The sequence below is a fragment of the Ensifer sp. ENS10 genome (assembly GCF_014852025.1).
In the GTDB taxonomy this organism is placed as follows: domain Bacteria; phylum Pseudomonadota; class Alphaproteobacteria; order Rhizobiales; family Rhizobiaceae; genus Ensifer.
Genome location: NZ_JACVAS010000018.1, coordinates 1 through 25,068 on the forward strand (window position 1 = coordinate 1; position 25,068 = coordinate 25,068).

Annotated in this window: 33 protein-coding genes, 3 tRNA genes and 1 pseudogene; 18 read left to right on the forward strand and 19 right to left on the reverse strand. The window is 60.5% G+C overall.

Annotated elements, in window-relative coordinates:
- Positions 1-199 (reverse strand): helix-turn-helix domain-containing protein (locus IB265_RS34380; protein ID WP_192496015.1); only part of this gene is annotated, 199 nt, incomplete at its 3' end.
- A gap of 241 nt (positions 200-440) precedes the next feature.
- On the opposite strand from IB265_RS34380, the gene IB265_RS34385 reads away from it, so the two are divergent.
- Entirely contained in the window at positions 441-1,388 is a 948-nt protein-coding gene (locus IB265_RS34385; protein ID WP_057256106.1) for a phosphoribosylaminoimidazolesuccinocarboxamide synthase, read from the forward strand.
- Between the two features lie 32 nt (positions 1,389-1,420).
- Here the strand turns inward: IB265_RS34385 and IB265_RS34390 are convergent, their stop codons facing one another.
- Genes IB265_RS34390 through metG form a run of 3 tightly spaced genes read right to left on the reverse strand, consistent with a single transcriptional unit; the run spans position 1,421 to position 4,604 of the window.
- Positions 1,421-2,257: an MBL fold metallo-hydrolase gene (locus IB265_RS34390; RefSeq protein ID WP_057256049.1), complete on the reverse strand. Its 837-nt coding sequence runs from the start codon at positions 2,255-2,257 to the stop codon at positions 1,421-1,423.
- A 1-nt stretch (position 2,258) separates the two neighbouring features.
- Positions 2,259-3,038, reverse strand: a complete 780-nt coding sequence (locus IB265_RS34395; RefSeq protein WP_057256047.1) for a TatD family hydrolase — start codon at positions 3,036-3,038, stop codon at positions 2,259-2,261.
- A 12-nt stretch (positions 3,039-3,050) separates the two neighbouring features.
- Positions 3,051-4,604, reverse strand: coding sequence for a methionine--tRNA ligase (metG, locus tag IB265_RS34400; protein WP_192496016.1), 1,554 nt, complete (start codon positions 4,602-4,604; stop codon positions 3,051-3,053).
- Between the two features lie 178 nt (positions 4,605-4,782).
- Between metG and IB265_RS34405 the strand changes: the two genes are divergently transcribed.
- Positions 4,783-5,088 carry a hypothetical protein gene (locus IB265_RS34405; protein ID WP_057256043.1) on the forward strand — a complete coding sequence of 102 codons (306 nt, stop codon included), beginning with the start codon at positions 4,783-4,785 and terminating at the stop codon, positions 5,086-5,088.
- Here IB265_RS34405 and IB265_RS34410 read toward each other — a convergent pair.
- The 4 genes from IB265_RS34410 to IB265_RS34425 form a co-directional block, all read right to left on the reverse strand.
- On the reverse strand, positions 5,083-6,114 hold the full coding sequence (locus IB265_RS34410) for a DNA polymerase III subunit delta' (RefSeq protein WP_057256041.1): 1,032 nt from the start codon (positions 6,112-6,114) through the stop codon (positions 5,083-5,085). The genes IB265_RS34405 and IB265_RS34410 overlap by 6 nt on opposite strands.
- Entirely contained in the window at positions 6,111-6,791 is a 681-nt protein-coding gene (gene tmk / locus IB265_RS34415; protein WP_373419872.1) for a dTMP kinase, read from the reverse strand. The genes IB265_RS34410 and tmk overlap by 4 nt, the downstream gene beginning before the upstream one ends.
- A gap of 224 nt (positions 6,792-7,015) precedes the next feature.
- Complete coding sequence (locus IB265_RS34420) at positions 7,016-8,176, reverse strand: D-alanyl-D-alanine carboxypeptidase family protein (RefSeq protein ID WP_058322492.1); 1,161 nt, start codon at positions 8,174-8,176, stop codon at positions 7,016-7,018.
- 63 nt (positions 8,177-8,239) lie between these two features.
- Complete coding sequence (locus tag IB265_RS34425; RefSeq protein WP_057256104.1) at positions 8,240-9,271, reverse strand: septal ring lytic transglycosylase RlpA family protein; 1,032 nt, start codon at positions 9,269-9,271, stop codon at positions 8,240-8,242.
- A 313-nt stretch (positions 9,272-9,584) separates the two neighbouring features.
- Here IB265_RS34425 and IB265_RS34430 point away from each other — a divergent pair.
- Positions 9,585-9,674, forward strand: a tRNA-Ser gene (locus IB265_RS34430).
- Between the two features lie 130 nt (positions 9,675-9,804).
- Here IB265_RS34430 and IB265_RS34435 read toward each other — a convergent pair.
- Positions 9,805-10,227: a hypothetical protein gene (locus tag IB265_RS34435; RefSeq protein WP_057256035.1), complete on the reverse strand. Its 423-nt coding sequence runs from the start codon at positions 10,225-10,227 to the stop codon at positions 9,805-9,807.
- A gap of 174 nt (positions 10,228-10,401) precedes the next feature.
- Here IB265_RS34435 and IB265_RS34440 point away from each other — a divergent pair, with 174 nt between their 5' ends.
- Positions 10,402-10,653 (forward strand): hypothetical protein, encoded by a 252-nt coding sequence (locus IB265_RS34440; protein WP_057256033.1) that lies wholly within the window; start codon positions 10,402-10,404, stop codon positions 10,651-10,653.
- 246 nt (positions 10,654-10,899) lie between these two features.
- Positions 10,900-11,616 (forward strand): transcriptional repressor LexA, encoded by a 717-nt coding sequence (lexA, locus tag IB265_RS34445; RefSeq protein WP_057256031.1) that lies wholly within the window; start codon positions 10,900-10,902, stop codon positions 11,614-11,616.
- A gap of 255 nt (positions 11,617-11,871) precedes the next feature.
- On the opposite strand, the pseudogene IB265_RS37905 reads toward lexA, so the two are convergent.
- A pseudogene (locus tag IB265_RS37905) lies at positions 11,872-12,297 on the reverse strand (site-specific integrase); the annotation flags it as partial.
- A gap of 6 nt (positions 12,298-12,303) precedes the next feature.
- Complete coding sequence (locus IB265_RS34455) at positions 12,304-12,660, reverse strand: hypothetical protein (protein ID WP_156414775.1); 357 nt, start codon at positions 12,658-12,660, stop codon at positions 12,304-12,306.
- A 22-nt stretch (positions 12,661-12,682) separates the two neighbouring features.
- Here IB265_RS34455 and IB265_RS34460 point away from each other — a divergent pair, with 22 nt between their 5' ends.
- From IB265_RS34460 to IB265_RS34475, 4 genes are read left to right on the forward strand one after another with little or no spacing between them, the layout of a single operon-like run.
- Positions 12,683-13,954, forward strand: a complete 1,272-nt coding sequence (locus tag IB265_RS34460) for a hypothetical protein (RefSeq protein ID WP_162770989.1) — start codon at positions 12,683-12,685, stop codon at positions 13,952-13,954.
- The gene (locus IB265_RS34465) at positions 13,951-14,136 is read left to right on the forward strand and encodes a hypothetical protein (RefSeq protein ID WP_057256022.1); all 186 of its coding nucleotides are present in this window, start codon (positions 13,951-13,953) and stop codon (positions 14,134-14,136) included. Before IB265_RS34460 ends, IB265_RS34465 begins: the two co-directional genes overlap by 4 nt.
- A gap of 5 nt (positions 14,137-14,141) precedes the next feature.
- On the forward strand, positions 14,142-14,417 hold the full coding sequence (locus IB265_RS34470) for a hypothetical protein (protein ID WP_057256020.1): 276 nt from the start codon (positions 14,142-14,144) through the stop codon (positions 14,415-14,417).
- Positions 14,418-14,436: 19 nt separating this feature from the next.
- Complete coding sequence (locus IB265_RS34475; protein WP_113737528.1) at positions 14,437-14,583, forward strand: DUF3102 domain-containing protein; 147 nt, start codon at positions 14,437-14,439, stop codon at positions 14,581-14,583.
- 280 nt (positions 14,584-14,863) lie between these two features.
- Here IB265_RS34475 and IB265_RS34480 read toward each other — a convergent pair whose 3' ends face one another.
- The gene (locus tag IB265_RS34480; RefSeq protein WP_309140584.1) at positions 14,864-15,154 is read right to left on the reverse strand and encodes a thermonuclease family protein; all 291 of its coding nucleotides are present in this window, start codon (positions 15,152-15,154) and stop codon (positions 14,864-14,866) included.
- 500 nt (positions 15,155-15,654) lie between these two features.
- Positions 15,655-15,972, reverse strand: a complete 318-nt coding sequence (locus tag IB265_RS34485; RefSeq protein WP_057256016.1) for a hypothetical protein — start codon at positions 15,970-15,972, stop codon at positions 15,655-15,657.
- A gap of 459 nt (positions 15,973-16,431) precedes the next feature.
- On the opposite strand from IB265_RS34485, the gene IB265_RS34490 reads away from it, so the two are divergent.
- Positions 16,432-16,620 carry a DUF1059 domain-containing protein gene (locus IB265_RS34490; protein ID WP_057256013.1) on the forward strand — a complete coding sequence of 63 codons (189 nt, stop codon included), beginning with the start codon at positions 16,432-16,434 and terminating at the stop codon, positions 16,618-16,620.
- Positions 16,621-16,796: 176 nt separating this feature from the next.
- On the opposite strand, the gene IB265_RS34495 is transcribed toward IB265_RS34490, so the two are convergent.
- On the reverse strand, positions 16,797-17,354 hold the full coding sequence (locus IB265_RS34495; protein ID WP_057256012.1) for a hypothetical protein: 558 nt from the start codon (positions 17,352-17,354) through the stop codon (positions 16,797-16,799).
- Positions 17,351-17,584, reverse strand: a complete 234-nt coding sequence (locus IB265_RS37910; protein WP_057256010.1) for a helix-turn-helix domain-containing protein — start codon at positions 17,582-17,584, stop codon at positions 17,351-17,353. Before IB265_RS37910 ends, IB265_RS34495 begins: the two co-directional genes overlap by 4 nt.
- A gap of 90 nt (positions 17,585-17,674) precedes the next feature.
- Between IB265_RS37910 and IB265_RS34505 the strand changes: the two genes are divergently transcribed.
- From IB265_RS34505 to IB265_RS34515, 3 genes are read left to right on the forward strand one after another with little or no spacing between them, the layout of a single operon-like run.
- Positions 17,675-17,917, forward strand: a complete 243-nt coding sequence (locus tag IB265_RS34505) for a hypothetical protein (RefSeq protein ID WP_057256008.1) — start codon at positions 17,675-17,677, stop codon at positions 17,915-17,917.
- Positions 17,914-18,243: a hypothetical protein gene (locus IB265_RS34510; RefSeq protein ID WP_192496017.1), complete on the forward strand. Its 330-nt coding sequence runs from the start codon at positions 17,914-17,916 to the stop codon at positions 18,241-18,243. The genes IB265_RS34505 and IB265_RS34510 overlap by 4 nt, the downstream gene beginning before the upstream one ends.
- A 3-nt stretch (positions 18,244-18,246) precedes the next feature.
- Positions 18,247-18,525: a hypothetical protein gene (locus tag IB265_RS34515; protein WP_192496018.1), complete on the forward strand. Its 279-nt coding sequence runs from the start codon at positions 18,247-18,249 to the stop codon at positions 18,523-18,525.
- A 398-nt stretch (positions 18,526-18,923) separates the two neighbouring features.
- Here the strand turns inward: IB265_RS34515 and IB265_RS34520 are convergent.
- The 3 genes from IB265_RS34520 to IB265_RS37140 all read right to left on the reverse strand — a co-directional run bounded on the left by IB265_RS34520 (position 18,924) and on the right by IB265_RS37140 (position 20,294).
- Positions 18,924-18,997, reverse strand: a tRNA-Cys gene (locus IB265_RS34520).
- Positions 18,998-19,149: 152 nt separating this feature from the next.
- Positions 19,150-19,872: a thermonuclease family protein gene (locus IB265_RS34525; protein WP_057256000.1), complete on the reverse strand. Its 723-nt coding sequence runs from the start codon at positions 19,870-19,872 to the stop codon at positions 19,150-19,152.
- A 125-nt stretch (positions 19,873-19,997) separates the two neighbouring features.
- Positions 19,998-20,294, reverse strand: a complete 297-nt coding sequence (locus IB265_RS37140; protein WP_375293108.1) for a hypothetical protein — start codon at positions 20,292-20,294, stop codon at positions 19,998-20,000.
- A 156-nt stretch (positions 20,295-20,450) separates the two neighbouring features.
- On the opposite strand from IB265_RS37140, the gene IB265_RS34535 reads away from it, so the two are divergent.
- The 5 genes from IB265_RS34535 (at position 20,451) to IB265_RS34555 (ending at position 24,182) form a co-directional block, all read left to right on the forward strand.
- Positions 20,451-20,525 (forward strand) — tRNA-Asn (locus IB265_RS34535).
- Positions 20,526-20,621: 96 nt separating this feature from the next.
- Positions 20,622-22,070: a deoxyribodipyrimidine photo-lyase gene (locus tag IB265_RS34540; RefSeq protein ID WP_192496020.1), complete on the forward strand. Its 1,449-nt coding sequence runs from the start codon at positions 20,622-20,624 to the stop codon at positions 22,068-22,070.
- 93 nt (positions 22,071-22,163) lie between these two features.
- The gene (locus IB265_RS34545) at positions 22,164-23,417 is read left to right on the forward strand and encodes a cyclopropane-fatty-acyl-phospholipid synthase family protein (protein WP_156414771.1); all 1,254 of its coding nucleotides are present in this window, start codon (positions 22,164-22,166) and stop codon (positions 23,415-23,417) included.
- An 80-nt stretch (positions 23,418-23,497) separates the two neighbouring features.
- Positions 23,498-23,869, forward strand: a complete 372-nt coding sequence (locus tag IB265_RS34550) for an SMR family transporter (protein ID WP_057255994.1) — start codon at positions 23,498-23,500, stop codon at positions 23,867-23,869.
- The gene (locus IB265_RS34555; protein WP_057255992.1) at positions 23,856-24,182 is read left to right on the forward strand and encodes an SMR family transporter; all 327 of its coding nucleotides are present in this window, start codon (positions 23,856-23,858) and stop codon (positions 24,180-24,182) included. The genes IB265_RS34550 and IB265_RS34555 overlap by 14 nt, the downstream gene beginning before the upstream one ends.
- Here the strand turns inward: IB265_RS34555 and IB265_RS34560 are convergent.
- Entirely contained in the window at positions 24,170-25,009 is an 840-nt protein-coding gene (locus tag IB265_RS34560) for an SDR family oxidoreductase (RefSeq protein ID WP_057255990.1), read from the reverse strand. The two genes, IB265_RS34555 and IB265_RS34560, sit on opposite strands and share 13 nt — an antisense overlap.
- Positions 25,010-25,068: the final 59 nt, after the last annotated feature.

Below are 25,068 nucleotides of genomic sequence, written 5' to 3' on the forward strand. Positions count from 1 at the left end.
TGTTCGAGGGCCGGCCGATTGCCTTATGCCGGATCGAAGCCGCACCGCCGGTGTTGATCCGCTCCAGCAACCGACGCACCTGGCGGGTGCTCAGCTCAAGCACGCGCGCCGCCGACGCCAACGTCATGCGTCCGGCGGTCACTTTCGACAAAATCTCGATCCGCTGCAGGTCACGCTCGCTCATCGCAATCAATCCCATCCGCAATCTCCCAGGTCAGCAAAACCCGGGGAGAGTGACATTCTTACTTTGCAGAAACAGGACACTTTAACTTTGCGGCTACACACAAAGATCGCATAAGATAGATTATGGAACTATCGGATATGCCGGAAAACATGGATTGCGGCTGGTCCTTGCCTTGCCGCGCTTGACCCGGCCTTTCCGGCCTGCTTAGCGTTCCAGCACCGAAGCACCACTTTCAAGGCCAGATGTGATGAGCGAATTGCGCGTTCTTTCAGATGCTTTCATTCCAGAACTGCCAAACCGCTACAAAGGCAAGGTTCGCGAAAACTACGATCTGCCCGATGGCAACCGTATCATCATCGCCACGGATCGGCTGAGCGCCTTCGACGTCATCCTGACCTCGATCCCGAACAAGGGTCACGTGCTGACCCAGACCGCGCGCTACTGGTTCGAGGAAACCGCCGACATTTGCCCGAACCATGTGGTCAGCTATCCGGACCCCAATGTCGTCATCGGCAAGCGGCTCGACATTCTGCCGGTTGAGGTCGTCGTGCGCGGTTATCTTGCCGGCACCACCAGCACCTCGATCCTGACCAAGTACCGCAACGGCGAACGTGAGATGTACGGCATCACCTTGCCGGACGGCATGCGCGACAACGAGAAGCTGCCGCAGCCGATCATCACGCCCACCAGTAAGGCTTTCGACGGCGGTCACGACGAGCCGCTCTCGGCCGAAGCGATCCTCGAGCAAGGCCTGCTGACGAAAGAGCAGCTAGATACGGTCTGGCAATATGCGCTGGCCCTGTTTGCCCGTGGCCAGCAGCGCGCCGCCGAACGTGGCCTGATCCTCGTCGATACCAAATACGAGTTCGGTACCGACGAAAACGGCACGATCATTCTTGCCGACGAGATCCACACGCCCGATAGCAGCCGCTATTGGATCGCCGACAGCTACCAGCAAAGCTTCGAACGCGGCGAACGCCCGAAGAGCTTCGACAAGGATTTCGTGCGCGCCTGGGTCACCGCGCGCTGCGACCCTTACAAGGATCCGATCCCGGAAATTCCAGTCGATCTCATCGAACAGACCTCGGCGGTCTATATCGAAGCTTTCGAGACGATCACCGGTCAGCGCTTTGTCCCGGACCTTTCGGGCGCATCGGTTCTGGAGCGTATCCGCACCAATCTGGCGCCTTATTTCTCCAAGTGAATCCGTATATTAGATAAGAATGCTAATCTGATTTACGCGTCACCAGACGTCGGATCGCCGACGTCGAATTCGAGCCGCATCATGTCGTAGGCCGGCTCGATATGATCGGGCGTTTCGCCCTGAACCGTGTCGTAATCCAGCGGCACATGCATGTGCGTCAGTACCGCCCGCTTCGGCTGCAGTCTGGCGATCCAGCCGAGCGACTGCACCAGCGACAGATGGCTCGGGTGGAACTTATACTGCAGGGTGTCGAGAACCAGCAGATCGAGACCGTCGAGCTTGGCGACGGTCTCGGCGGGAAAGTCGCTGACATCGCTGCAATAGGCAAAGTCGCCGACCCGGAACCCGAGCGAATGGATGTTGCCGTGAAACTGCATCAGCGGCCGGAACGGGATCGGCCCGCCGGCACCGTTGATCACCACAGGCGATAGATCGTCGGGAATGATCCGCGGCTCGACGATCGGTGGGTAACCGCTGCCGGGCGGTGATTCCAGGCAATAGCCGAATCCCTCGCGGATTCGCCCCATCGTATAGGCATCGGCCCAGATCGGCACCCGCCTCCGGTTTTCAATGACATAACCGCGCAGATCGTCGATGCCATGCAGATGATCGGCATGGGAATGGGTGTAGAGCACCGCATCGATGTGGTGCACCCCTGCTGCAACCATCTGCGCGCGAAAATCCGGACCAGTGTCGATGACGACGGTCGTCTTGCCACCATCGGGCGCGGTCTGCTCGACCAGCAAAGCGGCGCGCATGCGCCGGTTCTTCGGATTGTCCGGATTGCAGGCGCCCCAGTCACCGGTGATGCGCGGCACGCCCGGCGACGAGCCGCAGCCGAGAATGGTGAAGGCGCGCCGGAACGCCACGTCAGACCCTCGGCATCTTGGAGAAGATGCGGAAGGCGTTTTCCGTGGTGATCCTAGCGATCTCCTCGTTGCTCACACCGATCGTTTCGGCGAGCACGGCAGCCGTATGGGCGACATAGGCCGGCTCGTTGCGCTTGCCGCGGAACGGCTTCGGCGCGAGATAAGGCGCGTCGGTCTCGACGATCATCCGGTCGTGCGGCACGGTCTTGGCGATCTCGCGCAACTCTTCGGATTTCGGAAAGGTCAGGATGCCCGAGAAGGAGACGTAGCCGCCGAGCTCGACGCCGATACGCGCGAGGTCAGGGCCGGACGAGAAGCAGTGCAGAAGGAAAGGGAAGGCCCCCTTCCCTGTTTCCTCGGTCAGGATCGCCGCCATGTCTTCGTCGGCCGAGCGGCTATGAATGACGAGCGGCAAACCGGTTTCGCGCGCTGCGGCAATGTGCCGGCGCAGGCCTTCGACCTGGGCGTCACGCGGAGCGTTGTCATAGAAATAGTCGAGACCCGCCTCGCCAATCGCGACCACCTTCGGATGCACCGACAGCTGGACAAGATCTTCAGTCGTGATGTCCAGTTCCTCATCCGCATTATGCGGATGCGTGCCGACGGAACAGAAGACATTCGGATAGGCCTCAGCGATCGCAAGGATCGTCTCGAACCGCTTCACGCGGGTCGAGATCGTGATCATCTGCTCGACACCCGCCTCATGCGCCCGCGCGACGATGGCGTCACGCTCCGCTTCGAAATCGGGAAAATCCAGATGGCAATGGGTATCGATCAGCATGCTCAAAGTGCCTTATTGCGCTTCCGGTGCAATGTAGCGCGGGAACACCGGCTTCGGCGCTTCAAGCGGCGTGCCCGACACGAGACGTCCCGCCTCGCCGAGGGCTGCGAAGTCGCGCTTGTCGGCGGGCGCCGCCACCAGGTCGAGCAGCTTTGCCGACGAGTCCGGCATGAAGGGCTGCAAGAGGATGGCGATCTGGCGCACCACTTCCGCCGTTACATAGAGCACGGTTCCCATGCGGGCCGGATCGGTCTTCTTCAGGGCCCAGGGCTCCTGGCCGGCGAAGTAGCGGTCCGTCTCGGAGACGACGGCGATGATCGCGGCCAGCGCCCGGTGGATCATCTGCTTGCCCATCTCGTCGCGCGTGATCTCGTGCAGCGCATCTGCGGCCGCCAGCATCGCCTTGTCCTCGTCGGTCAGGGTACCGCAGACCGGGACCTGGCCGTCGCAATTCTTGACGATCATCGACAGCGAGCGGCTCGCCAGGTTGCCGATGCCGTTGGCGAGATCGGAGTTGATGCGGGTCGCGATCCCCTCCTCGCTGTAGCTGCCGTCCTGACCGAAGGAGACTTCGCGCAGGAAGAAGTAGCGGATCTGATCCAGACCGAAATGCTCGACCAGATTGAACGGATCGACGACGTTGCCAAGCGACTTCGACATCTTCTCGCCCTTGTTGAGCAGGAAGCCATGGGCAAAGACGCGCTTGGGCAGCGGCAGGCCGGCCGATATCAGGAAAGCCGGCCAATAGACTGCGTGGAAGCGGATGATGTCCTTGCCGATCACATGGATGTTGGCTGGCCAGAACTTGGCGCGTGGACCCTTGGGATCGTCGAGATAGCCGGTCGCGGTGATGTAGTTCGTCAGCGCGTCGACCCAGACATACATCACGTGCGCCGGGTCGTTCGGAACCTTGATGCCCCAGTCGAAGGTGGTGCGCGAAACCGAGAGATCCTTGAGGCCCGATTTCACGAACGAAATCACCTCGTTGCGGCGTTCGGCCGGACCGATGAAATCAGGATTTTCCTCATAGTGCTTCAGGAGCTTGTCCTGATAGGCGGAGAGGCGGAAGAAGTAGCTCTGCTCCTCGACCCATTCGACGGGCGTTCCCTGCGGGCCGTAGCGGACGCCATCGTCGCGCAGTTCGGTCTCGTTCTCCTGGTAGTAGGCTTCGTCCCGCACAGAGTACCAGCCGGCGTAGGAATCCTTGTAGAGGTCGCCCGCCTCGCCCATGCGAATCCAGATGTCCTGCGACGCATCGTGATGGCGCTTCTCGGTCGTGCGGATGAAGTCGTCGTTGGACGCATTCAATAGCACGGCCATCTTCTGGAATTCCGCGGAGTTGCGGTCGGCCAGTTCCTGCGGAGTCACGCCTTCCTTGCGTGCCGTCTGCTGCATCTTCTGGCCGTGCTCGTCGGTGCCGGTCAGGAAGAACACGTCACGTCCATCTAGGCGCTGGTAGCGCGCCATGGCATCCGTCGCGATCAACTCATAGGCGTGGCCGATATGCGGCCGGCCGTTCGGGTAGGAAATCGCGGTGGTGATGTAGAAAGGGGACTTGTCTCTCATAGGCGGATTCGATCTATCTCGGATTAAGCTACGCACGCTCTTAGCGCATACGCCGCAAGGAAGAAACATGCGATCCGTGAAAAGCCCGGTCGGAGAGGTCGCCGCTGGCGCTGCCAGCCTTGCATAATCCGCATGCGCGACCTAGAACAAAACAGAAACAAACGAAAGAGGGTGAATCATGCTGGAGCGACTTGGCAGCCAATTTGAAACCGCCTCCGCCGGCTATGCCGGCGCGCACGGAATCGAGCGCGACCCCGACTGGTTCATCCTGAAGATGCAGGAGGAATTGGGGGAGTTGACGCAGGTCTGGAACAAGCTCAGCGGCCGCGGCCGACGCAACGGGAAATCAACGGACGAACTCAGGTCCCTGATGGCCGACGAGACCGCCGACCTGCTCGGGCATGTGCTGCTTTTCGCCCACCACCACAAGCTCGACCTGCAGGCGGCAATCGAGCGCAAGTGGCGCTTCCAGGCGGCGCTATAGCGCCGCTTTCAAATCGTCGAGCAGCGACAGGATGGTCTGCTTGCGGTCGAGATTGTAGGCGTCGCTGACGGTCAGCCGCTCGGTCACGGAAGCCGAAAGCCGCGCGAAGCGCTCGGCGCGCACGATGTCTCCCGCAATCGCGGCCTCCCGCGCGTCGCGCATGATGCGGTCACTTGCGAGAGCCTGGAAGAATTCGAAGATCGTTTCACTGTCCTTGCCCGAGAGCACGTCGGCCAGCTTGTGCATGTCCTTGCGGACCGCCGGGCCCTGCCCTGCGAGGATTCCTTCGAATGTCGCGGCAATTTCCAGTCCGCCATAATTGATGAGCTTCAGCGCTTCGGCGACGCTGCCATTGGCGGCCGCGACGATGCGCTCGGCGTTCTCGCCTTCGAGATCGAAACCGAGATGCGCCAGAGCCTGACTGAGCGGCGCGACGTCGAGCGGCTTCAGCCGCAGCGGCAGGCAGCGCGAGCGGATCGTCGGCAACAGTTTTCCGGGCGCATGCGTCAGCACCAGGAAGAGCGAGCGGCGCGGCGGCTCCTCGAGGATCTTCAGGATGGCATTGGCCGCATTCCGGTTGAGGTCGTCCGCCGGGTCGATAATGACGATGCGCCAGTTGCCCGTACCTGACGTCTGGCTGAAGAACTTGCCGGCGCGTCGGACCTCGTCAACGGTGATCGCGCCCTTCGCCCTGCCCGTCTTCTCATCGATCGGGCGGCTCAGGTGCAAGAGATTGTGCGAGGCGCCCGAGGCGAGCTGCCGCCCGATGGCGGAAGCCGGATCGGGATCGGAAATCGCTTCAGGCGCTTCCGCGGGTTCCGGATGTTTCAGGATGTGATGCGCAAAGCGAAAGGCAAGCGTCGCCTTACCAATCCCCTCCGGCCCTTCGATCAGGATCGCGTGGTGTCCCTTGCCGGAGCGATAGCTCTGCGCCAGGAAGCTTTCCGCCTGTTCGTGGCCGAACAGTCGATTGTTCTCGGCGGGCGCGATGGCGCCATCCAGGACGCCGCCTCTTTCCGCGCTCATGACACGACTTCCTCGGTCGACGTGTCGGTGCCGTCGCCATGCGGCAGGAGGGCCTCGACGAGGGAAAGCACCTCGGTGGCGATGGCCTCGACAGGCTGCGTCGCATCGACGACCCGGCATCGCTCGGAATCGCGCCTGGCGATATCGAGAAAGGCGTCCCGCCGTTTCTCATGCGTCTCCAGCTGCTCCTTCTCGAAACGATCAGGATTGTCGTCCCCGGCGCGGCGTTGCGCCCGCTCGAGGCCGATGCTCGCCGGCAGATCGAAAATCACGGTCCGATCCGGCACGACACCGTTGATCGCCACACGCTCCAGACTTTCGACGAAGCTTTGCTCCAGGTTGCCGGTGATGCCCTGATAGACGCGCGAAGAATCCATGAAACGGTCGCACAGCACGATCGTACCCTTGTCGAGCGCCGGCCGGATGACCTCTTCGACATGATCGCTCCGGGCCGCTGCAAAGAGGATCGCCTCCATCCTGACCCCGAAGGCCTCCGCGGCTCCCGAAAGAAGCACGTGGCGCACCGCTTCGGCGCCGGCTGAACCGCCAGGCTCGCGTGTCGTCAGCACCTCGTAGCCGCGCCCGCGCAGGGATTCGGCAAGAAGACGAAGCTGCGTCGACTTGCCGGCACCTTCCCCACCTTCGAATGTTACGAACAGACCTTTTTTCAGCGACACCATGCGTTCCCATATCGGCATGCGACCCAGGTCACGATGATTTCAGGTCGAATCGACCTGAAATCATCGTGACCTGTTCTAATAAGCTAGAGCGGAACGCGGGCAGAAAACCGCGCACACTTTCCTCATTCCGCTCTGGCCCTGTTTAACCGATTGGTCCGCCGTGTGAAACCGTCAGGTGGCGATGAATTGGCAGGAACCGCCCTCGCCGCAACCAGCTGCGGCTAAATCCAGAAAAACAGCAGTTCCTGCAGCGCATCGAGAGCACGGCTGGTCAGCGTGCCCTGCCCGACGGCGTTGGCGGTCTTGACCGGCACTTCGCGCAGCAGCTTCTCGCCGTTCCACAATTTGACGACGCCGACTTCCGTCCCCGCAGTCACCGGCGCCCGCAAGGGCCACTTATAGACGATCCGCGCCGTCAGCCGTTCCGGATTGTCGACCGGCAAAAGCACGTCGACCGGACCGCCGGCAACCAAGGCGACGTGGGCGGCATCGCCGCCATAGACGGCCGCTTCGCCAATCGCCTCCCCGTCGGCAAAAATCCGCTTCTTCTCGAAGGCGGTCATTGCCCAATCGAGCACCTTGCGGCTCTCCTCGATGCGCTCCTTGTCGGTTTCGAGACCGCCCATGGCGAGATAGACCCGGCGGTCGCCGCGCTGCAGCGAAGCGGCCAGGGAGAAACCGAAGCCTTCGGCAAAGCCGGTCGCCAGGCCGTCCACACCGATATTGGCCGCGATCAGCGGGTTCTTATTGCGTTGCAGGATCTTGTTCCATTCGAACTCCGGCTGCGAATAGAGCCTGTAGAGATCGGGATGTGCCTCGTGGAGGTGCCGAATGAGCGTTACCAGTTCGCTCATCGTGATCTGGTTGCCGGGATCCGGGAGCCCAGTGGCATTGCGGAACGTCGCAACCGGCATGCCAAGCTCGCGCGCGCGCGCCGTCATCCGCTCGGCAAAAGCGCCCTCATTCCCGGTCATGCCTTCAGCAAGGATAATGCAGGCATCGTTGGCAAGCTGGACCGCCACACCCTGCAGGAGGTCGGCGACGCGGATGCGGGATTTCAATGCGGCAAACATCGTCGAGGTGCCGGCGGGCGCACCGCCGGTGCGCCAGGCGTGCTCGGACACCTCGAAGGTGGTTTCGGCGGAAAGCTCGCCCTTGCCGAGAGCCTCGGCCACGACCTCCATCGTCATCAATTTGGCGAGCGATGCAGGCGGTATCGGTTGATTTTCGGCGCGTGAGAAAAGCACGGTGCCGGTTTCGGCATCGACAAGCAGGATCTGCTTTGCCTTGGTATCGAAAGCGGGCGCCGGTGTCTGCGCGAATACGGCGCCTGTAAACAGCGCAACGCCGAAAAACACCGCCGAAAACATCTTCATGCGCATGGGAAACTCCGGTTTCCCCTTGGGCATAGCAGCGTGGTCATTTTGGCACAACGCCGCCTGCGGTTAACGGACAGAGCCGCTTGCTTTCTGGCGCTCGGCGTAATCGACAATCACTTGGGGGGTAAGCTGCTTCCGGTCGACCATAATTGCTTCAAACGGCGACTCGGCATCGCTGACGCGGACTTCGACGTAAGCTGCAGCATAGGCCATGTTGCCGTCGGGCATCGGGATGAACTCGGGCCGCTCACGCGGGATCGGGCCGATTTCCGGCAGCATCACGAACTCGTTCAGCGATTGCGGCTGGGCGAACTGCGGCACGGGAGCTGCGAGCGCCGTCACCGGTTCGCCAACATCGAGCGAGGCCTTTGCGGGGACGGTGATCGTGCCATGGCTCTGTTTGCGGAACGGCTCGTTCGAGGCGACCATTACGCCGGTCTCGATCTGGCCTTCCGGCATCACGCTCGGGCCACGTTCGCCCTTCTGAACGTAGGACGCCATCAGATAGGGCATGTCGTTGCCTTCAAGCGGCGCGCGGCCGACATATTGCACGCGCACCTGCGCGCTGCCCTTGCGCTTGATATCGAGCATGTCGGCCGTCTTCGAGGAAACGTCGATGATCCGGCCGAATTCATAGGGGCCGCGATCGTTGACGCGCACAATGACGGACGTACCGTTTTCCATGTTGGTGACGCGCGCGTAGCTCGGCAGCGGGAACGTCGGATGGGCGGCCGACAGATGGGCCTTGTCATAGACCTCGCCGTTGGCGGTCAGGCGACCATGAAAGGCCGAGCCGTACCAGGAAGCCGTACCGGTCTTGTTGTAGCCGAAGTCTTCCCTCGGCTGATACCACTTGCCCTTGACCTGATAGGCCTTGCCGACCTGATAGCGTCCGCCGCCCTTGGGGATGTTGTTACCGGTGGCAACGCGCGGGCTCGCCTTCACGCCGTAAACGGATTCGGCGAAGTATTCCTTGCTCCGCGGCTTCTTTTTGATGCTCGACGTGGATCCGCAGGCCGCGAGCGTTACGCACAGCGCAGGAATTGCCGCAAGGCGCAGTCCCTTGACCAGATATGCCGCATTTTTACTGGATGTCATCTGTCCCACAACATCGATCGAATAAGCCGTACTCGAAACCTTCCGCTCGTGCCCCCAGCGGAAATCTCGGCGTCCCGAAACGGAACAGTCGATTAAACATGACAGCAACAAGGCGAAAATGCGAACTCATCCACAGATCAGCGCCGGATTTCATGCGTTATGGTTTACAGATGGTTACCGGCAAAGCGTGCCCGCACGCTCCAGTCCGGCCATCGAGAAAATCTTTCAGCGACGCATGTTAAATCTTGCAAAGCGACGGGGCTTCGCGCAATAACGCCGTGCCCGGTAAGCAGTTGACTGCGAGCTCAGGCAAGGACAGGTGGCCGAGTGGTTTAAGGCTCTGGTCTTGAAAACCAGCGTACGGGAAACCGTACCGTGGGTTCGAATCCCACCCTGTCCGCCATTTTCCCAAGAAATATAGTCCGACGATGGACCGCCATCCCTGGCGGTGCTTCATTTTAACGAGCGCTTGTCGGCAGGCGTCAGCGCCGTGTGGTTCGCCTCGGGCAGACGACGACTGGGCCCTCCGCCTTTCACTCAAGCCGCGGGTTAGAGGCTGAACGGATCACGCGCTGAGCGCTCCCGCTCGGCGCGTTGAACGGATCGGCCTTCTTCTCCTTGGATTTGCGGCCCTCGCCGGCGATGATCTCATCCACGGCCCGCTGGCATTTGAGGAGTTCTTCCGCCAACGTCCTTTTGCGCACGAACCCCGTCAGGAATTCCGCATCGGTGACGTTCACGAAGAGGAACTCGCCGGTCTCGTCGCCGGCGGCGGTGGCCGCCGCACTCCAGGGATCGCCCTTGCAACCTGTCGAGACGGAGACATCTTCACAACACGGATTTGTGCACGCCGGCAGCGAGGCCGCGACCTGGCGCAACCGAAGCGATTGCGACGCGGCCGGCGCGCCGGGCTGAGGCGGCTTTGCCGCTGCGTGCCCCTGGCGCAAAACGGCCACAGCCTGCACTCAAAGAGCTGTTGAACATATGGCAGTGATCGCCAAGCTTGCTGGACTTCGGAACGAAAGCGCGGTTCACATCGTTAACCGCCCCGTAGTCCCACCCTTGCATCAAAGTGGACGATCACCGTGCTTGCCGCCCTGCTTCTCGCTTCGATAGTCGCATCGCCTAATATGCCTGACGTCAAGCTCAGCGCTGCCACGGTGGACGAACTTCAGACCGATTTCGAGAGCGCCGTGCCGTGCCATCAGATCGATGGACGCAAGGTGTGGAAGGGTGCGATCGCGTTCTACATCCAGTCGTTCGTCTATGATGGCGACAGGCCGGTCGCGACCGATGCGGCGGATGCCGTACTTCCAGAAGACAACAGCGCCGAGACGGTGAAGGAATTCGAAGACGCCTGCGCCGCCACGCAGCCCGCCTAGCCTCTTTGCACAAAAACGCTCGCGATTCGTTCGAATCGCCGTGCCGTCGCGCAATGCGCTCCGCCGCCGCCCTCCGTTTGGGCACGATCATCGCCCAAATCCGCTCTGCTCCCGTAAAAGTGACCAATCGACACGCACAGACGCGCCAATTGTCTGAATTCACGGAATTTTAGGCACTTGCGGAACACATATGGAACAGATAGTGTCTGTTCTTGATTTGTTTCACGCCTCTGGGAGCGACGTGCCATGCTGACCCGCAAGCAACAGGAATTGCTTCTCTTCATTCACGAACGCATGAAGGAGTCGGGCGTCCCACCATCATTCGATGAAATGAAGGATGCGCTCGACCTGGCGTCGAAGTCCGGCATTCACCGTCTGATCACGGCACTCGAAGAACGCGGGTTCATTCGCCGTCTGCCGAACCGGGCTCGCGCGCTCGAGGTCATCAAGCTTCCGGAAGCCTACGCGTCCAGCCAGCAGCAGCCCCGCCGCGGCTTCTCGCCCAGCGTGATCGAGGGCAGCCTCGGCAAGGCGCCAGCGGCCGCACCGCCGAAGCCCACGCCCGTGGCCGACAACACATCGGTTTCCGTGCCGGTCATGGGCCGCATCGCTGCCGGTGTGCCGATCTCGGCCATCCAGAACAACACGCACGACATTACCGTTCCGCTCGACATGATCGGCAACGGCGAACACTACGCTCTCGAAGTCAAGGGCGACTCGATGATCGAAGCCGGCATCTTCGACGGCGACACCGTGATTATCCGCAATGGCAATACGGCCAATCCCGGCGATATCATCGTGGCGCTCGTGGATGATGAGGAAGCGACGCTGAAGCGCTTCCGGCGCAAGGGCGCATCGATCGCGCTCGAAGCCGCGAACCCTGCCTACGAAACAAGGATTTTTGGGCCCGATCGGGTGAAGATCCAGGGCAAGCTCGTCGGGCTGATCCGCCGCTACCACTGATTCCGAGGGAAACTTGGCATCCGACAGAGCCTCGCCACCGCTTGCGGCGGCGAGGCTCTGTTTATTGAAGGCGACCTGATGCGCGTCCAGGGCGGCTATTAGCGCCTTGATCTCGTCTCGGCTAGGTATGTCGACGCCAATCTCCAAGCGGCCCTTCTGGCGCCTCTCTGCACGTCTCTCGCGGCCTTTCCGGCCGCCGCGCATGTCCCGCACCGGATTGCGTGTCGCCAGCCCTCGCTCGTTCGCATCGGCAAGGATGGAGCCGAGCGAGGTGATGATTTTCTTTGTCATGGCCGGCGAGCGGCCTTCCTTGCGTAGCCGGTCCTCGAAGTCGCGCACGGCCGGCAACGTCAGCTTCGACAAGAGCGTGCTGCCGATCAGCGGCTTGATATGGTTCTCGAGGTGGTTCTTGCGCTGGTTTGTCGTCGAGCGCTCCAAGCCTGAACTCTCGCCAGATGAGATCCAGAGCGAGCCGGATTTCTCCACCGTCACGGTGTCCCGATCGGCGACGTGCGTTCCCTCTCGGACCTCGACAGAGGCCGTAGCGGCGAACGCGTCGGCCTGCTTCTTAAGCTTGAAGGTCTTCTGGCGCCGTATTCCCTTGGCGTCGACATAATCAACGATCCAGGCGGTCTTCTCTTCGCCCTTAGCGGTCGTCCATGTGCGCTTGCGGACGGACATCGCGGCTCACTTTTCCGGCTTCTTCAAAGGACCATCAGCGTCGTCGGCTCGGCTGTCAGGGTCATTCGCCTCTTGGCTGCCTTTGGCAATTTCTTCAGCTAACAGGCCTGCACGGATGCGCTCCAGCTTTTTTGCCAGCTCATCAATCTCATCCATGAAGCGGAGTTCGCGTGCGAAAGGGTCAGGATAGGCTTCTTCCAAGGTCGCCACGATCTCAGCGTTCGCGCTTCGGCCGCGGCGGTCCGCGGCGGCCTTTACCCGCTTGCTCTCCGGTTCCACGGCTAGCGCAAACGATCTCTCAGCCGCCATCACCGGCATAGCAACCGCTGCCCAGGCGGCAAATACCGGCGTGGTGGACGTCACCCAAAGCTTGGCGATGGCTCAGATGCAGCAGCTTTCGGCGTTGCAGCAGTCGAGCACCAATCTCCGCACCATGGAAAAGGAGTTGAAGGATATCAACGTCGCGCTCAGGGCCGCCTCTGATATTCCGTCGTCGGAAATCTTCGGTGGTCTGCTGAGTGATGCAGCAGGGGCTAAAGCGATCGACAACGCCGCCACGAGCATCGAGAAGGTTATGACTGCTATCGGAAAGGGCGGCACGACTGCGGCGATGGCGCACGAGTCCATCGAGCTTGCGCGTCAGAGCCTCATGGCCTTGGGCGGCGATACCGTGGCCGTCGATCGGCTCATCAACTCCATGGTTGCCGGCTACATGGAAGTGAGACGCCTGGAAGGTGGCATCAAATCCCTTTCTCAGTCGATCATGAACATCCCGAACAAGATCGTCTCTATCGGCATCCAGCAATACGAAGTACCGGCCTCTGGCGGCGGCACTACGGGTGTCAGGGTCCACGGCGGCGAGGCTGATATGAGCTATCAGTCCTACAGCCTTGGCGGCAAGACCATCGGCGTATCGTCTGGCAATGGCCCTGCCGTCCGTACGCAAGGCTATCTTGTCGACCAGTCCGACATTCAGACCATGCTCGAACTACAGGGCAAACGCGCAGCGGGTGGTCCGGTCTCGGGCGGCGATCTGTACCTCGTCGGCGAACAGGGCCCGGAACTCCTGAAAATGTCCGGCGCAGGCAACGTCACCAACGCGAACAGCACGGCGTCGATCCTCTCCGGTGGCCGAGACATGCTCTCCCTGATCGAAGACAACACGTACAACATCATGGCCGAGCTGCGCATTCACACCCGTTTCTGGGAGACAAATGACGACGACAACAATCAGATCCTTGCCATGCTGAAGAAGCTCGAATCCTACGGCGTCAGTTCCTCCTCCTCTGGTGGTGGTTCGCGTTCTTCGTACTCCTCTGGCAGCTCCTACAGCGGCTCTTCGGGTTCGGAAGGCCAGAGCCATTTGGACCCGTTCGCGCCCTATTACTTCAACGCTGCGCGGAACAACGCCGGCCGCGGCGGTGACCGATATGATCCCGTCGCCGATGCGCTGATGAACGGCAACACGGAAGCCTTGCGCGGTCTCAGCGGTGGCCCGACAGAGGCTCTGAGCCGGGCACTCGGTGCCATCAGCGGCTCGGGCGGCCCTTCGCTCCTTGACCGTCTGAAGAAGCATGCGGGCTTTGCCACGGCGGTCAGATCATGGCCGGCGAAGATCAACGAATCGAGTTTTTCAAGCGCCGTCGGGAAAGAGTGATCATCGTCGACGATACCAACGTCTCCGATCAGCGCGGGGCAGCGGCGTCGGCTGCGCGGTCTGAACATCCGATCCAGATCGTCAACCACTTCAACGGCGGTAATGTCGGCAACGACCTGTCTCGGCGAGCTATGGCCGATCAGTTCCGTAACGCCGTCAGACAAGCCATGCTGGAACGGTGACGCCCATGAGCGCCCCACTGACAGAAATCGAAATCGAAGACGTCGGGATCATGCGACTGCCGAATATGTGGCAGTACGATCGGATCAGGGCGATGCCTCCTGGCCACAACAAGGCCATTGCGCCGGCAGCATTCGGCCTCGGCATGACGATCCGGCAGTTCAAGAGGTTGCCAGTTGAGAAAGCAACGAGAGGCAATCGCGGCTTCATATCGCCTAACAGAGCCGCCCATTCCCGCTGTCCAGCCAGAGCAAGCCCGTCGGCGCATCCCCAGGCGCAATGAGCGTGTATCGAAGGAAAGGATGATCGAACTTGGCCGGGAACTCCTCGCCATCAAAAAGAGGCTCCCCACAGGCCATTTTCAGCCGTGGATCAACGAGAAGAGCGGGATCTCCTACCATGCAGCACTGCGGTTCATGCGCGCAGCGAAAGAGGCAGACCGGCAATAGCGATCGATGGCGGGCAACCCGAACCTATGAGCGGTTGATCAGATTGTTATACTCAACCTCAGCGGCGGCCTTTGCCTCATCGACGCCCCGAAAGCGCTTCGAGAGTTCCCTTGCTAGGACTGTAACCGAGTAAACATCATTATTGATTTTCGTGTGCTTGTGAGTGCCAAGAGTATGGACTTCAGCCACAATCTCATTGCCCACTCGTCCGCGTCTCACCTTTGCGTGTCTGCCCTTTTCCCACTCGATTGCCATTATCTTTCCCCCATACTTATCCGCATCAGGACTGTTTGAACCCAATCCAACGGTGCGCCAGCCCCTCGTCGACGAGTTGAGAGCCGAGCGATTGACCGCCGCGGTAGACTTCGCGCAGTTTCCGGCCGTATTTGTCCTCGTCACGCAAGCCGGCCTTGAGACCGAAGGCGCCGGCATTCAGAAGCGACTGTAGACGGAACTTGGCTTGCTCACCCAGCGCCTTCTCCTCGGCGCAACGCGGCTCGCTGATCTCGGGCGTGTCTATGTCCGCGATGCGGTACTTGGTGCCTTCGAGCCAGAACGTATCACCGTCCACGACGCACGTTGTTCGCACGCTCGATGTGCATATGGGGAAGGATGCGGAAATGGTATCTTCCGGCGGCACGGTTGCCCAGCCGTAGGCTCCACCTATCACGACGCCAGCTAGAGGCAACACAAACACCCAGGGCGATAAACCGCTTCTCGGCGCCGCCGTGCGTTTGGTCGAATTGAATTTGGTGGACCTCCCCACAGCCTCAGGCGACGCTTGAAGCTTGCCTGTCCCTTTTGAAGGCAGGCTTTTATCAAACACGGAATTGGCGACAAGTATCGCGCAAACTACCACGCCACCTATGAGCAGCGCGAAGGGCGAACGACCTCCGCCACCGCCTCCCCATCGCCCGCTACGACGGCGCGCCTCAGCGTCTTTTGGAAGTAAAAGCAGAAGTGGGCCGAGCACTAAAGCACGGCGCCTTAACTGGGATGGTTCGCGTAAATCTGGTCCCCTCAAACCAACTGCAGATTTCCCTGCTTTTGAGCGATCGGCGGCTTGGGCCCCTAGCGCTTGTTTTGGTAACAAGACAGTTCCGCCTGGTTACGGAATTCGGCAACCGCCTCTTGCTGGTTTTCCTCGACTGAAAAATCGGGCTTCTGATAGGCCATGATGATTAGCAGGCGGGCGAGAGGTCTCGTTGCTTCATCGACACCGTCAATGCTTTGCATCAACGTGGACATCGGAAAATCGGCTTGACGTTTTGTCATGATGACTCGGGCGAGTTCACCAACATTGGTGCAGAACTCATTAGTGTCGGCCTTGGCTGATGTCGCCAGTGCAAAGACACAGGTCGCGGCAATGCATGCAGTTAAAGGCCTCATGGTGTCCCCCCACGCCCTACAACCGAGGGTCTTAGGTTCGCACAGCGCACGTATTAGTCAATGGTAAAATATAGGCAACAAAAAAGGCCGGGCTAAACCCGACCTTCCGAGAACCGGTAGCGGGTGGTTCTGGTTCCTCCGATGAGCCTCTTGAAACCCATTGGAGATACCGCAAATCAAGCTTTGTCGTCACTTGACGCGAGCCAGACGCTACCGGCAAGAGGGATTATACTCCTCCCCTAGCTCATTGCCAAATCCTTTGAACGCATTTGCGCCAGGGCGCGGTCGGGCGCTTTGGGCTCTCCTACAGCAGGAAAATGCTCGGGCAACGGACAGCCTATGTCAGACACCGGGCGCCATGCTGGACGGCGAAAATCCGCCTCCTGCACGGGGATTTTGAGGGCGGCGCTCAAACTCCCACATGATATCCTGCGAGGGAAAAATGGGAGGGTGAACGCGATGCCATACACTTACCGGTGCAAGGACTTCCCCGGTATGGAAGCCTGTCCAGGATCATTCACGGCCGAGACTGAAGCCGAGCTTTGGAAGCACATCGAGCTTCACGGCGCGACCGCTCACGGTGAAAAGCCGGAGCAGTGGTCCAAGGAGGATCGCGAACAGGTCGCAAAGATCGTCTGCCAGTCGTAAGGCAGACGCCGCAAGCAAAGCAGGGGGATCTACTCACTGCAACAAAAAAGGCCGGATAACCCGACCTTTCGTGATCGCCTCCCGCCGCTGCCAGTACATCCGTGGTCAGCAGGCGAGAGGGACCGTATGCCTTCAATATAGGTTTGGTTGAAATTTAATCAAATCCCAAAAGTCGGTTATTGGACCGGCTCCGAGATGAGCGCATTGGCGATGTGGCCGGTCACGGTGCTGTGATAGAAGCCAAAGTGTTGAAGTTGGAACTCACCATCATATCGACCGTTCGAAAGCCCTGCCCTTTGCAAATACACCAGCAAGTCGTCTGGCGACTTGTGGCAAGATAGGGTCTTCGTCCACAGATACATCTCGGTCAGACGATCGCCCGCGATGCTCTTTGTCAAGCTCTCGAAGAGAGAGACGCAATTCTCGGAAATGTCGGCAAGATGCATCACTGCATATTCAGGCGAACCCGTTACCTTCGAGATGCGTGTCCCATCCGTCGTATTCATTTCGCCCCTCAGCCACTCCAGTGTCTGGGGTGAGTTTCGCGGAATGCGGCTATCGAAACTTTTCCAATAGGCTAGTGCAGCCTCCGCCAGTGCTTGCCGATCCGCTGCAGGCATGGGTTTTAGGCCGAAGCGGGTCGCCTGCATTGCAGCAATGTCGAGTTCTTTAGTGCTGGCCTGCGCAATAATCGGCAGGCTGACCACAGCGAGCAGTGCAAGAAGTCTTTTCATCTTCCCAGTCTCACTCCAGGGCCGCCGGCAGCGGATGCCTCGCCATCGGCGATGAAAACGACGCCGGCCTCTTCCATCGCGTTCCTCATCTTGTCGACGCTGCTCACGCGAGCATCCTGACCGGACTCGAAGCGGTTGACCGTGTTTGCTCCCACGCCCGCCTTTTGTGCGAGTTCCTGGGTGCTCCAATTGAGGGCTGCACGCCCCATTCGACATTGATTTGGCTTCATGTGGTGTTTTTATCACCATTTCCTGTTGACAGCAAATCGGCGATGATATTATCGTTAATGGTGTAAATATCACCATTTGGAGTGACTACGATGCTTGCTCGATCGATTCAGGCAGTCGCCGAAGGCTTGCCTAGAGACAGACTTGTCGAAGCCGTTGATCGCCTCTGTGGCACCCGAAACCTTGCCCAGGCGCTGATCATGGCGGCAGAGGGCACCACCGGATGCGACGAAACCGAAATCAACGCGATCTCGCATCTGGCCTACACGCTCTCCCAGGAAGTCCGTAAGGCCAACGATCTGATCTCCCTCGCGCTGAAGGAGTCCCACCAATGACCGCGATCAGCAGAAGAACCCTTTTGGGCGGCCTTGCAGGTACGGCCGGCGGCGTGATCGGTACGGCGATTCCCTTGCCGGCGCCAGCCGCTGACACTGCGAGCGTTCTCACGCCGCCGACCCGCAAAGAGCTTGAGCACTATTACGCCTTCCTCTGGGCAGAGCACTGCGCAGTCGCGGAAGAGCTTGGCGTCGACGTGATGGACAGCTTTGTCGCCCACCGGAGCGGTGGACGGGACGTATACAACCAGACATGCAGGCAGCAGCCCCCAAGCGAGCGCGCTAAGGCGGTCCTAGCCAGCGCTGGCTTTCCTGCGGGGGGCTAAGCGATGTCCGACGTCCAAACAGTCCAAAGCCTCATAGACGCCCACAGGGCCGCTATGGCGCGCTACTACGGCCTGCCAGGCGGCGACGTGCCCGATGACGTCGTCGCCGAGATGATGCGATCCGGTGAGGCGCTGTGTGCCTACCGGTCGGTCACGATCGAGGGAATCCACCTCAAGGCCGAATACATGATGGCTTGCTTCGTCTTCGTCGGCGGCGAGGATGGAGATCCAGATTTTACGCACGCGCAGTTGGTCAGCGGGTTTCTGCCGGCGGCTACCTGATTCGTCAGATGCTTAACGGCGCCGAAGCGGCCTTATTTGGGCTGGAGGGCCTTTTCGTCTTCGATCGCCCGGAGCAAGGCATCTATTGCTTGCTGAGTCTGCACAAACTGGTCGCGCCAACTCTCAGTTTGGCCCCGGTTATAATCGCCAGCCAATTTAGCAGCTAGAGCCCTTCGATGCTCTCGCGCTTTCTCCAGTGCCGAGTCCAAGGTCTTCAGATGCTCGCCTGCCATTTCCCAAGCCCTCTATGTCGCGTTTCATGTCGCGTGGAGTAGCCGAGTGTCGCAGAAAACCATTTGAAATCAATCGTACTGGCTTGCAACATGACGCGACATGGAAGCGGGGATTTCCCCGCCTCGACATCGCTACAACGTGTTGATTTCGTTGGTGAAAATGTTTGGAGGCCTCGCCCGGAATTGAACCGGGGTACAAGGATTTGCAGTCCTCTGCGTCACCACTCCGCCACGAGGCCTCACAGCTCGGATAACCGAGCGTTGGCGCGGATTTAGAATGATTGCAGAAAAACCGCAAGAGGCATTTTCCGAAAAACGCGTCGTCGATTTGTAAGACGGATACTTTCCACAGAGCGATCGCGAACCTCCGCCGATCGCATCTGGGGTGGCCTCAACACCAGGGCGTCGCGTGTCCTGTCCACGGCCGCACCAGCCCCTCGGATACGAGCACGCGCCCGATGGACTGGTCGCCGCGGGTAACCAGCCGCAGCTTTTCACCGGCCTTGGCATCCTGACGACCGCTCGCCGTTTCCAGCTTGAAGTCACCCGCGTTCAGCAGCTCGCGCAGGCGCTGCTTGGCATAGAAGCCGCGCGAACGTTCCTTGTCGCAGCTTGCCTGGCGAATACGCGGCGCATCGACGTCTGCCACGCGGATCGTTTCGCCATGGTACAGGAAGGTGGCGCCGTCGATCACGCAGTTGTCGTTGCGAATCCCGCAGAAATAAAACTGATCCGTGCGAACGGATGCCGTCTTCACTTCCTCATTGGGCCGCACCACGGGTGTCGGCGCCTTGGCGCCGACGTCGACGGACGGCACCGGAGCGGCGAGGGCAACTCTTGTCATCGGATTCGGCTTCTGCTTCTCCGCCTGCTGCGCGGGACGCGCGTCCGATTTCTGCGCGACACGAACGGGCTTCGGCCTCGACTCGTGTCGGGACGTGAACGCGACCACGTCCGATACCACCGGCCAATGCTGCAGTTCGGCGCGATGATCGTAAGCGACCACGCCGCCGACAGTGAGTGCGGCGGCCAGATACCACGGCGCCATACCGCCTTGTTTGCCCCTGCTCCGACCGGAATTCCGGCTTCGACGTTTCGTAGTGGCTTTGGCCATGCGTCCCCATCCTGATTCGCGACTGCATTATGCGTTTGATGGGTTGCCGAAAAGTTTTCGGCGGCCTCCCTCAACAAAGGGTTCAGCCGCTTCGGGGCGGGTGCTTTGACCGCAATAGCTCCGGTTCACGAGCCGTTCGAAGAATCGGCTCGTCCGCGCCAGCGCGCCCACCAAACAGCCAGGCGACGCCGGCGACGGCGGACGGATGGGATATCGTGCGAAAGCACGATGAGGCCCAGCGGTATCATCCAGAAGCCGAGCACCGGCAGAAAGCCAAGAAAACCAAAGAACACCAGAAGCGAGCCCAACAGGATACGCAGCAGTGGCGATTCCGGCAGCGTGATGCGCCACTTCCCGAGCACGATCTGACGCGTCTGCGGATCAATCCCGAAATGCGGCTGCTTCCTGTTTTTATTCATCATTCCCTATCCGGCATCTTTTCCCACAATTGGGGACTTCTCCACAGCCTCGCAACCGAACTTGTCATTTTTTTTGAAAAAACCGCTTGGCAAATCGGAAAAGCATGCGTATTAGCAGCCTCACTTCTGAAGCGCACAGCGAAACAGCGGCGCGGATGATCCCTGGTAGCTCAGCGGTAGAGCATTCGACTGTTAATCGACAGGTCGCCGGTTCGAATCCGGCCCGGGGAGCCAGTTTCAAAAAGAGCCATTTGCAGAAAATGCGAATGGCTCTTTTTCATTTTGCACCTAAGTTCCCCCGGTGATCAATCCCAGTCCTAGACGGCACCTATGACAAACGCGGCGCCCATCATCGTCTGGTTCCGCAAGGACCTGCGCCTTGGCGACAACAGGGCCCTTGCGGCTGCGGCCAATGAGGCTGCCGTCATTCCGCTCTATATCCGGGAGCCGAACGAAAGCGGCAACGGTCCGCTGGGCACGGCGCAGCAATGGTGGCTGCACCATTCGCTGGAAGCGTTAGGGGCTCGACTGGGCCGGATCGGCTCGCGACTCATTCTCCGCTCCGGCGACCCACTGGACGTCCTCAGCGAAGTGTCGCGCCTATCGGGAGCGAAGCGTGTCCATTGGAATCGCCGCTACGACCCGTGTGGCATTGCCACCGATACGGCCCTGAAGAAAGCACTCGCAGCTCAGGGCATCGCGGCCGAGAGCTTTGCCGGGCAATTGCTGCACGAGCCCATGCGCTTGTTGACGACGACCGGTGGGCCCTATCGCGTGTTCACGCCTTTCTGGCGCGCGCTCGAAGCGAAGGTTGAGCCGGCTCCACCGATCGACGAGCCGCAAAAGATCGCGACGCCGGAAAGCTGGCCCCCTTCAGAACAGCTTGACGCGTGGTCGCTTCTGCCAACGAAACCGAACTGGGCAGCGACGTTCAGCGAAATATGGGCGCCGGGGGAAAAAGGCGCGACCACTCGCCTCGACGAATTTATCGACGAAAAGCTTGCAGACTACAAAGTGCGCCGGGACCGTCCAGAGGCTGACGGCACATCCCTGCTCTCTCCTCACCTCGCCTTCGGAGAAATCTCGCCGGCGCAGGTCTGGCACGCGACGCAGGGAATCGAGACCGATGGCGGTGAAGGTGTTGCCACCTTTCGCAAGGAGATCGCCTGGCGCGAATTCTCCTACCATCTGTTGTTTCACTATCCCGAACTCCCGCGTCGCAATCTCGATCGCCGGTTCGATCGTTTCCGCTGGCTGGACCATGACGGCGATTTTTCCCGCTGGACCAAGGGCTTGACCGGTTTCCCGATCGTCGACGCCGGCATGCGACAGCTCTGGCGGCATGGCTACATGCACAATCGCGTGCGCATGATCACCGCCTCGTTCCTCATCAAGGACCTGCTGATCGACTGGCGGAAAGGCGAGCAATGGTTTCGCGACACCCTCGTGGATGCGGATCCGGCCAACAACGCCGCAAGCTGGCAATGGGTCGCGGGGTCGGGCGCGGATGCGGCGCCGTTCTTCCGGATCTTCAATCCTGTTCTCCAGGGCGAAAAGTTCGACCCGGATGGAGCCTATGTGAAGCGATTCGTCCCGGAACTTGGTCGGCTGGAGCCACGCTACATCCATCGCCCCTTTGCGGCTCCGGCTGCCGTGCTTTCGGGCGCCGGCATCGAGCTTGGCGCAACCTATCCAAAGCCGATCGTCGACCACGCCATTGCGCGGGATCGGGCGCTTGCAGCGTTCCGCGAGATCACAAGCCCGCCGAGAGAACCGTAACGGATACAGGCCCCCGGTAGAAATCCATGGTTGGCGTCTCGGGCGATTGCCGCTAGGCTCACCTTACGGATGCAACAGCTGAGGGGGTGGTGTATGCGTGAGCTGGAAGCAAGTCTCGCCGCGTTCAACGGCGCACAGGAGCTTTCCGCCGAGAATCTCTCGATGGTCCTGCGGGATTTCCCATTGAAGGCACGCATGGTGCTCAGCGCGCTCGTGCATCTTCAGGCCGGGACATTGATGCTCACGGTGCCGGATGGCCGCAAACTGGTGATGAGGGGCAAGAGAGCGGGCCCAAGCGCGATCCTCACCTTGAACAACTGGAACCTGCCGCAACGCGCCGTGACAGGCGGCACGATCGGGGCGGCCGAAAGCTATATCGACGGCGACTGGGACAGTCCCGATGTCGGCGCTTTTCTCGAGCTCTTCCTCGTCAATGCCGAGATCGGCAAGCACTTCCCGAACCGGGCGCGTGGCCTGCTTCATCTTGTCGAAAAGTTCCTGCACTGGCGCAACGCGAATACGAAAACCGGCGCACGCCGCAACATCTCAGCTCACTACGACCTCGGCAACGCCTTCTACAGCGAATGGCTGGATCCGAGCATGACCTATTCGTCCGCACTCTACGCCACCGGCGCCAACGACCTCCGCTCCGCGCAGGCGGCCAAATATCGCGCACTGGCGGAAGCCACCAACCTGCGCGCTGGCGACCACGTGCTGGAGATCGGCTGCGGCTGGGGCGGCTTTGCGGAATTTGCAGCGAGCGAGATAGGCTGCAAGGTGACCGGGTTGACGATCAGCCGCGAGCAACTGGCCTTCGCCCGCGAACGCATCCACCGGGCCGGCCTTGCCGACCGCGTCGAACTGAAATTCCAGGACTACCGCGAGGAAAGAGGCACCTATGACCGCATCGTCTCGATCGAAATGTTCGAGGCGGTCGGCGAAAAGTTCTGGGCGACCTATTTCTCGCAGCTCAAGCAATGCCTGAAGCCCGGCGGCAAGGCCGGCCTGCAGATCATCACCATCAAGCCCGAAGCCTATGAGGAGTACCGCTCCAATCCGGACTTCATCCAGAAATACGTTTTCCCGGGCGGAATGCTGCCTACGCGCGAACATCTCATCGACCTTGGCGGCCATGTCGGCCTGCGCATGATCAACGATTTCGGCTTCGGCATCGATTACGCCCGGACACTCGGCGAATGGCGCGAGCGCTTCTGGTCGGTCTGGAACAGGATCGAGCCGTTGGGCTTCGACTTGCGCTTCAAGCGGCTGTGGGAGTTCTATTTCTATTACTGCGAAGCCGGCTTTCGCGCCCGCAACATCGACGTCCGCCAGATCGTCTTCGAATAGGAACGCGCATGGCGCGTCTTTACCGCGTCACGCGTAGCGCTTAAGAGGCGGTCGTTCCAATTCTCTTTTGAAGGTTCCGCATGCGCCTTGCATGGTTTTTCCTCGCGCTCGCCATCGCGACCGAAGTGGTGGGCCTGACGGTGATGAAAGCCGCCTCTTCGAGCGGCTCTTATCTCGGCCACATCGTCATGTATGTCTCGATCGCGCTTTCCTACGTCTTCCTGGCCAAGGCCGTGAAGACGATCTCCGTTGGTGTCGCCTATGCGATATGGGAAGGTTCTGGCGTCGCAATCATCACGCTGGTTTCCGTCTTCGTCTTCGGCCATGTGTTGACCGGACGCGAAATGCTGGGGCTTTCGATGGCGATCGTCGGCATATTGCTCGTCAATGCCGGCGAGCGCCACGACGAGGACGAAGCCGCGGTGGAAGGTGCAGCCAATGAGCGCGCCTAGCATCTACTTCGCCTTGGCCGTGATGGCAGGCATCCTCGATGTCGCCGCCAACCTCGCCTCGACGAAATCGGAAGGGTTTGCCCGCCGCGGCTGGGGCGCCCTCTCCATCCTGCTGGTGCTTGCCGCCTTCGCGCTGCTTGCCGAGGCGATCAAGGGCATGGAACTCGCTATCGCCTATGCCGTGCTTGGCGCGACCGGGATCTTCGGAACGGCCATCTGCGGACGGCTGCTCTTCGGACAGAAACTGAAGCCGATCGGCTGGGTCGGGCTTGGCCTCATCTTCGGCGCCGTGCTGGTGCTTCACACGGCCTGACGCCGACGCTCGCCGGAGCCGGCGTGCTTCTTCGCTTCTCTTGCCTCGGTCACGACACCCGTCAGCCGCCTGACAAGAGCGAAATAGAGGCTATAGGGCAGCAGACGCATGAGCTTCACCGCATAGGTGAAATGCCGCGGAAAGGTGATTTCGAAGCGTCGGGACTTCAAACCCGCGATGATGCGATCCGCCGCCTGTTCGGAGCTGACGAGAGCCGGGCGCGGAAAGCGGATTCGTGCGGTGCCGGGCGTATCGACAAAGCCGGGGCAGATGATCTGCAGGCGGATGCCGATCCGATCGAGATCAAACTTCAGGCTTTCGGCCATATTGATCAGCGCCGCCTTGGAGGCACCGTAGGCGGCGCTGGTGGGCAATCCGCCATAGCCGGCGACGGAAGACACGATGGCGATGTGGCCGAAGCCCTGCGCCTTCATATGCGCGACGGCCGGCAGCAGGCAGTTGACCACCCCATTGAGATTGACTGCGAAACTCTTCTCGAAGGCTTCGCGATGGAGATCATCGCCTCGCACCGGGACGGCCACTCCGGCATTGAGGATCACCAATGACAGATGGCCATGATCGTACTCGATCGCAGCCAACACGCGCTCCATGTCCTTTGGGTCGGTGACGTCGCCGTCGAGAACCGTGATCCTTCCGTCACCCGCCGCCTCATGCTGCAGGTCCACCAGCTTCTCGTGACTTCTGGCGGTGACGACCACCGAATAGCCTTCGCGCACCAACTTGAGCGCCAGCGCCCGCCCGATACCCGCGCTCGCGCCGGTAACCCAAGCCAGTTTATGTTCGGATTTCGCAGACTGAATACTCATCACTCACTCCTCGGCACGCGCCGGGAAACACGCACGCATCTCCTTGTGGGCGAAAAAGA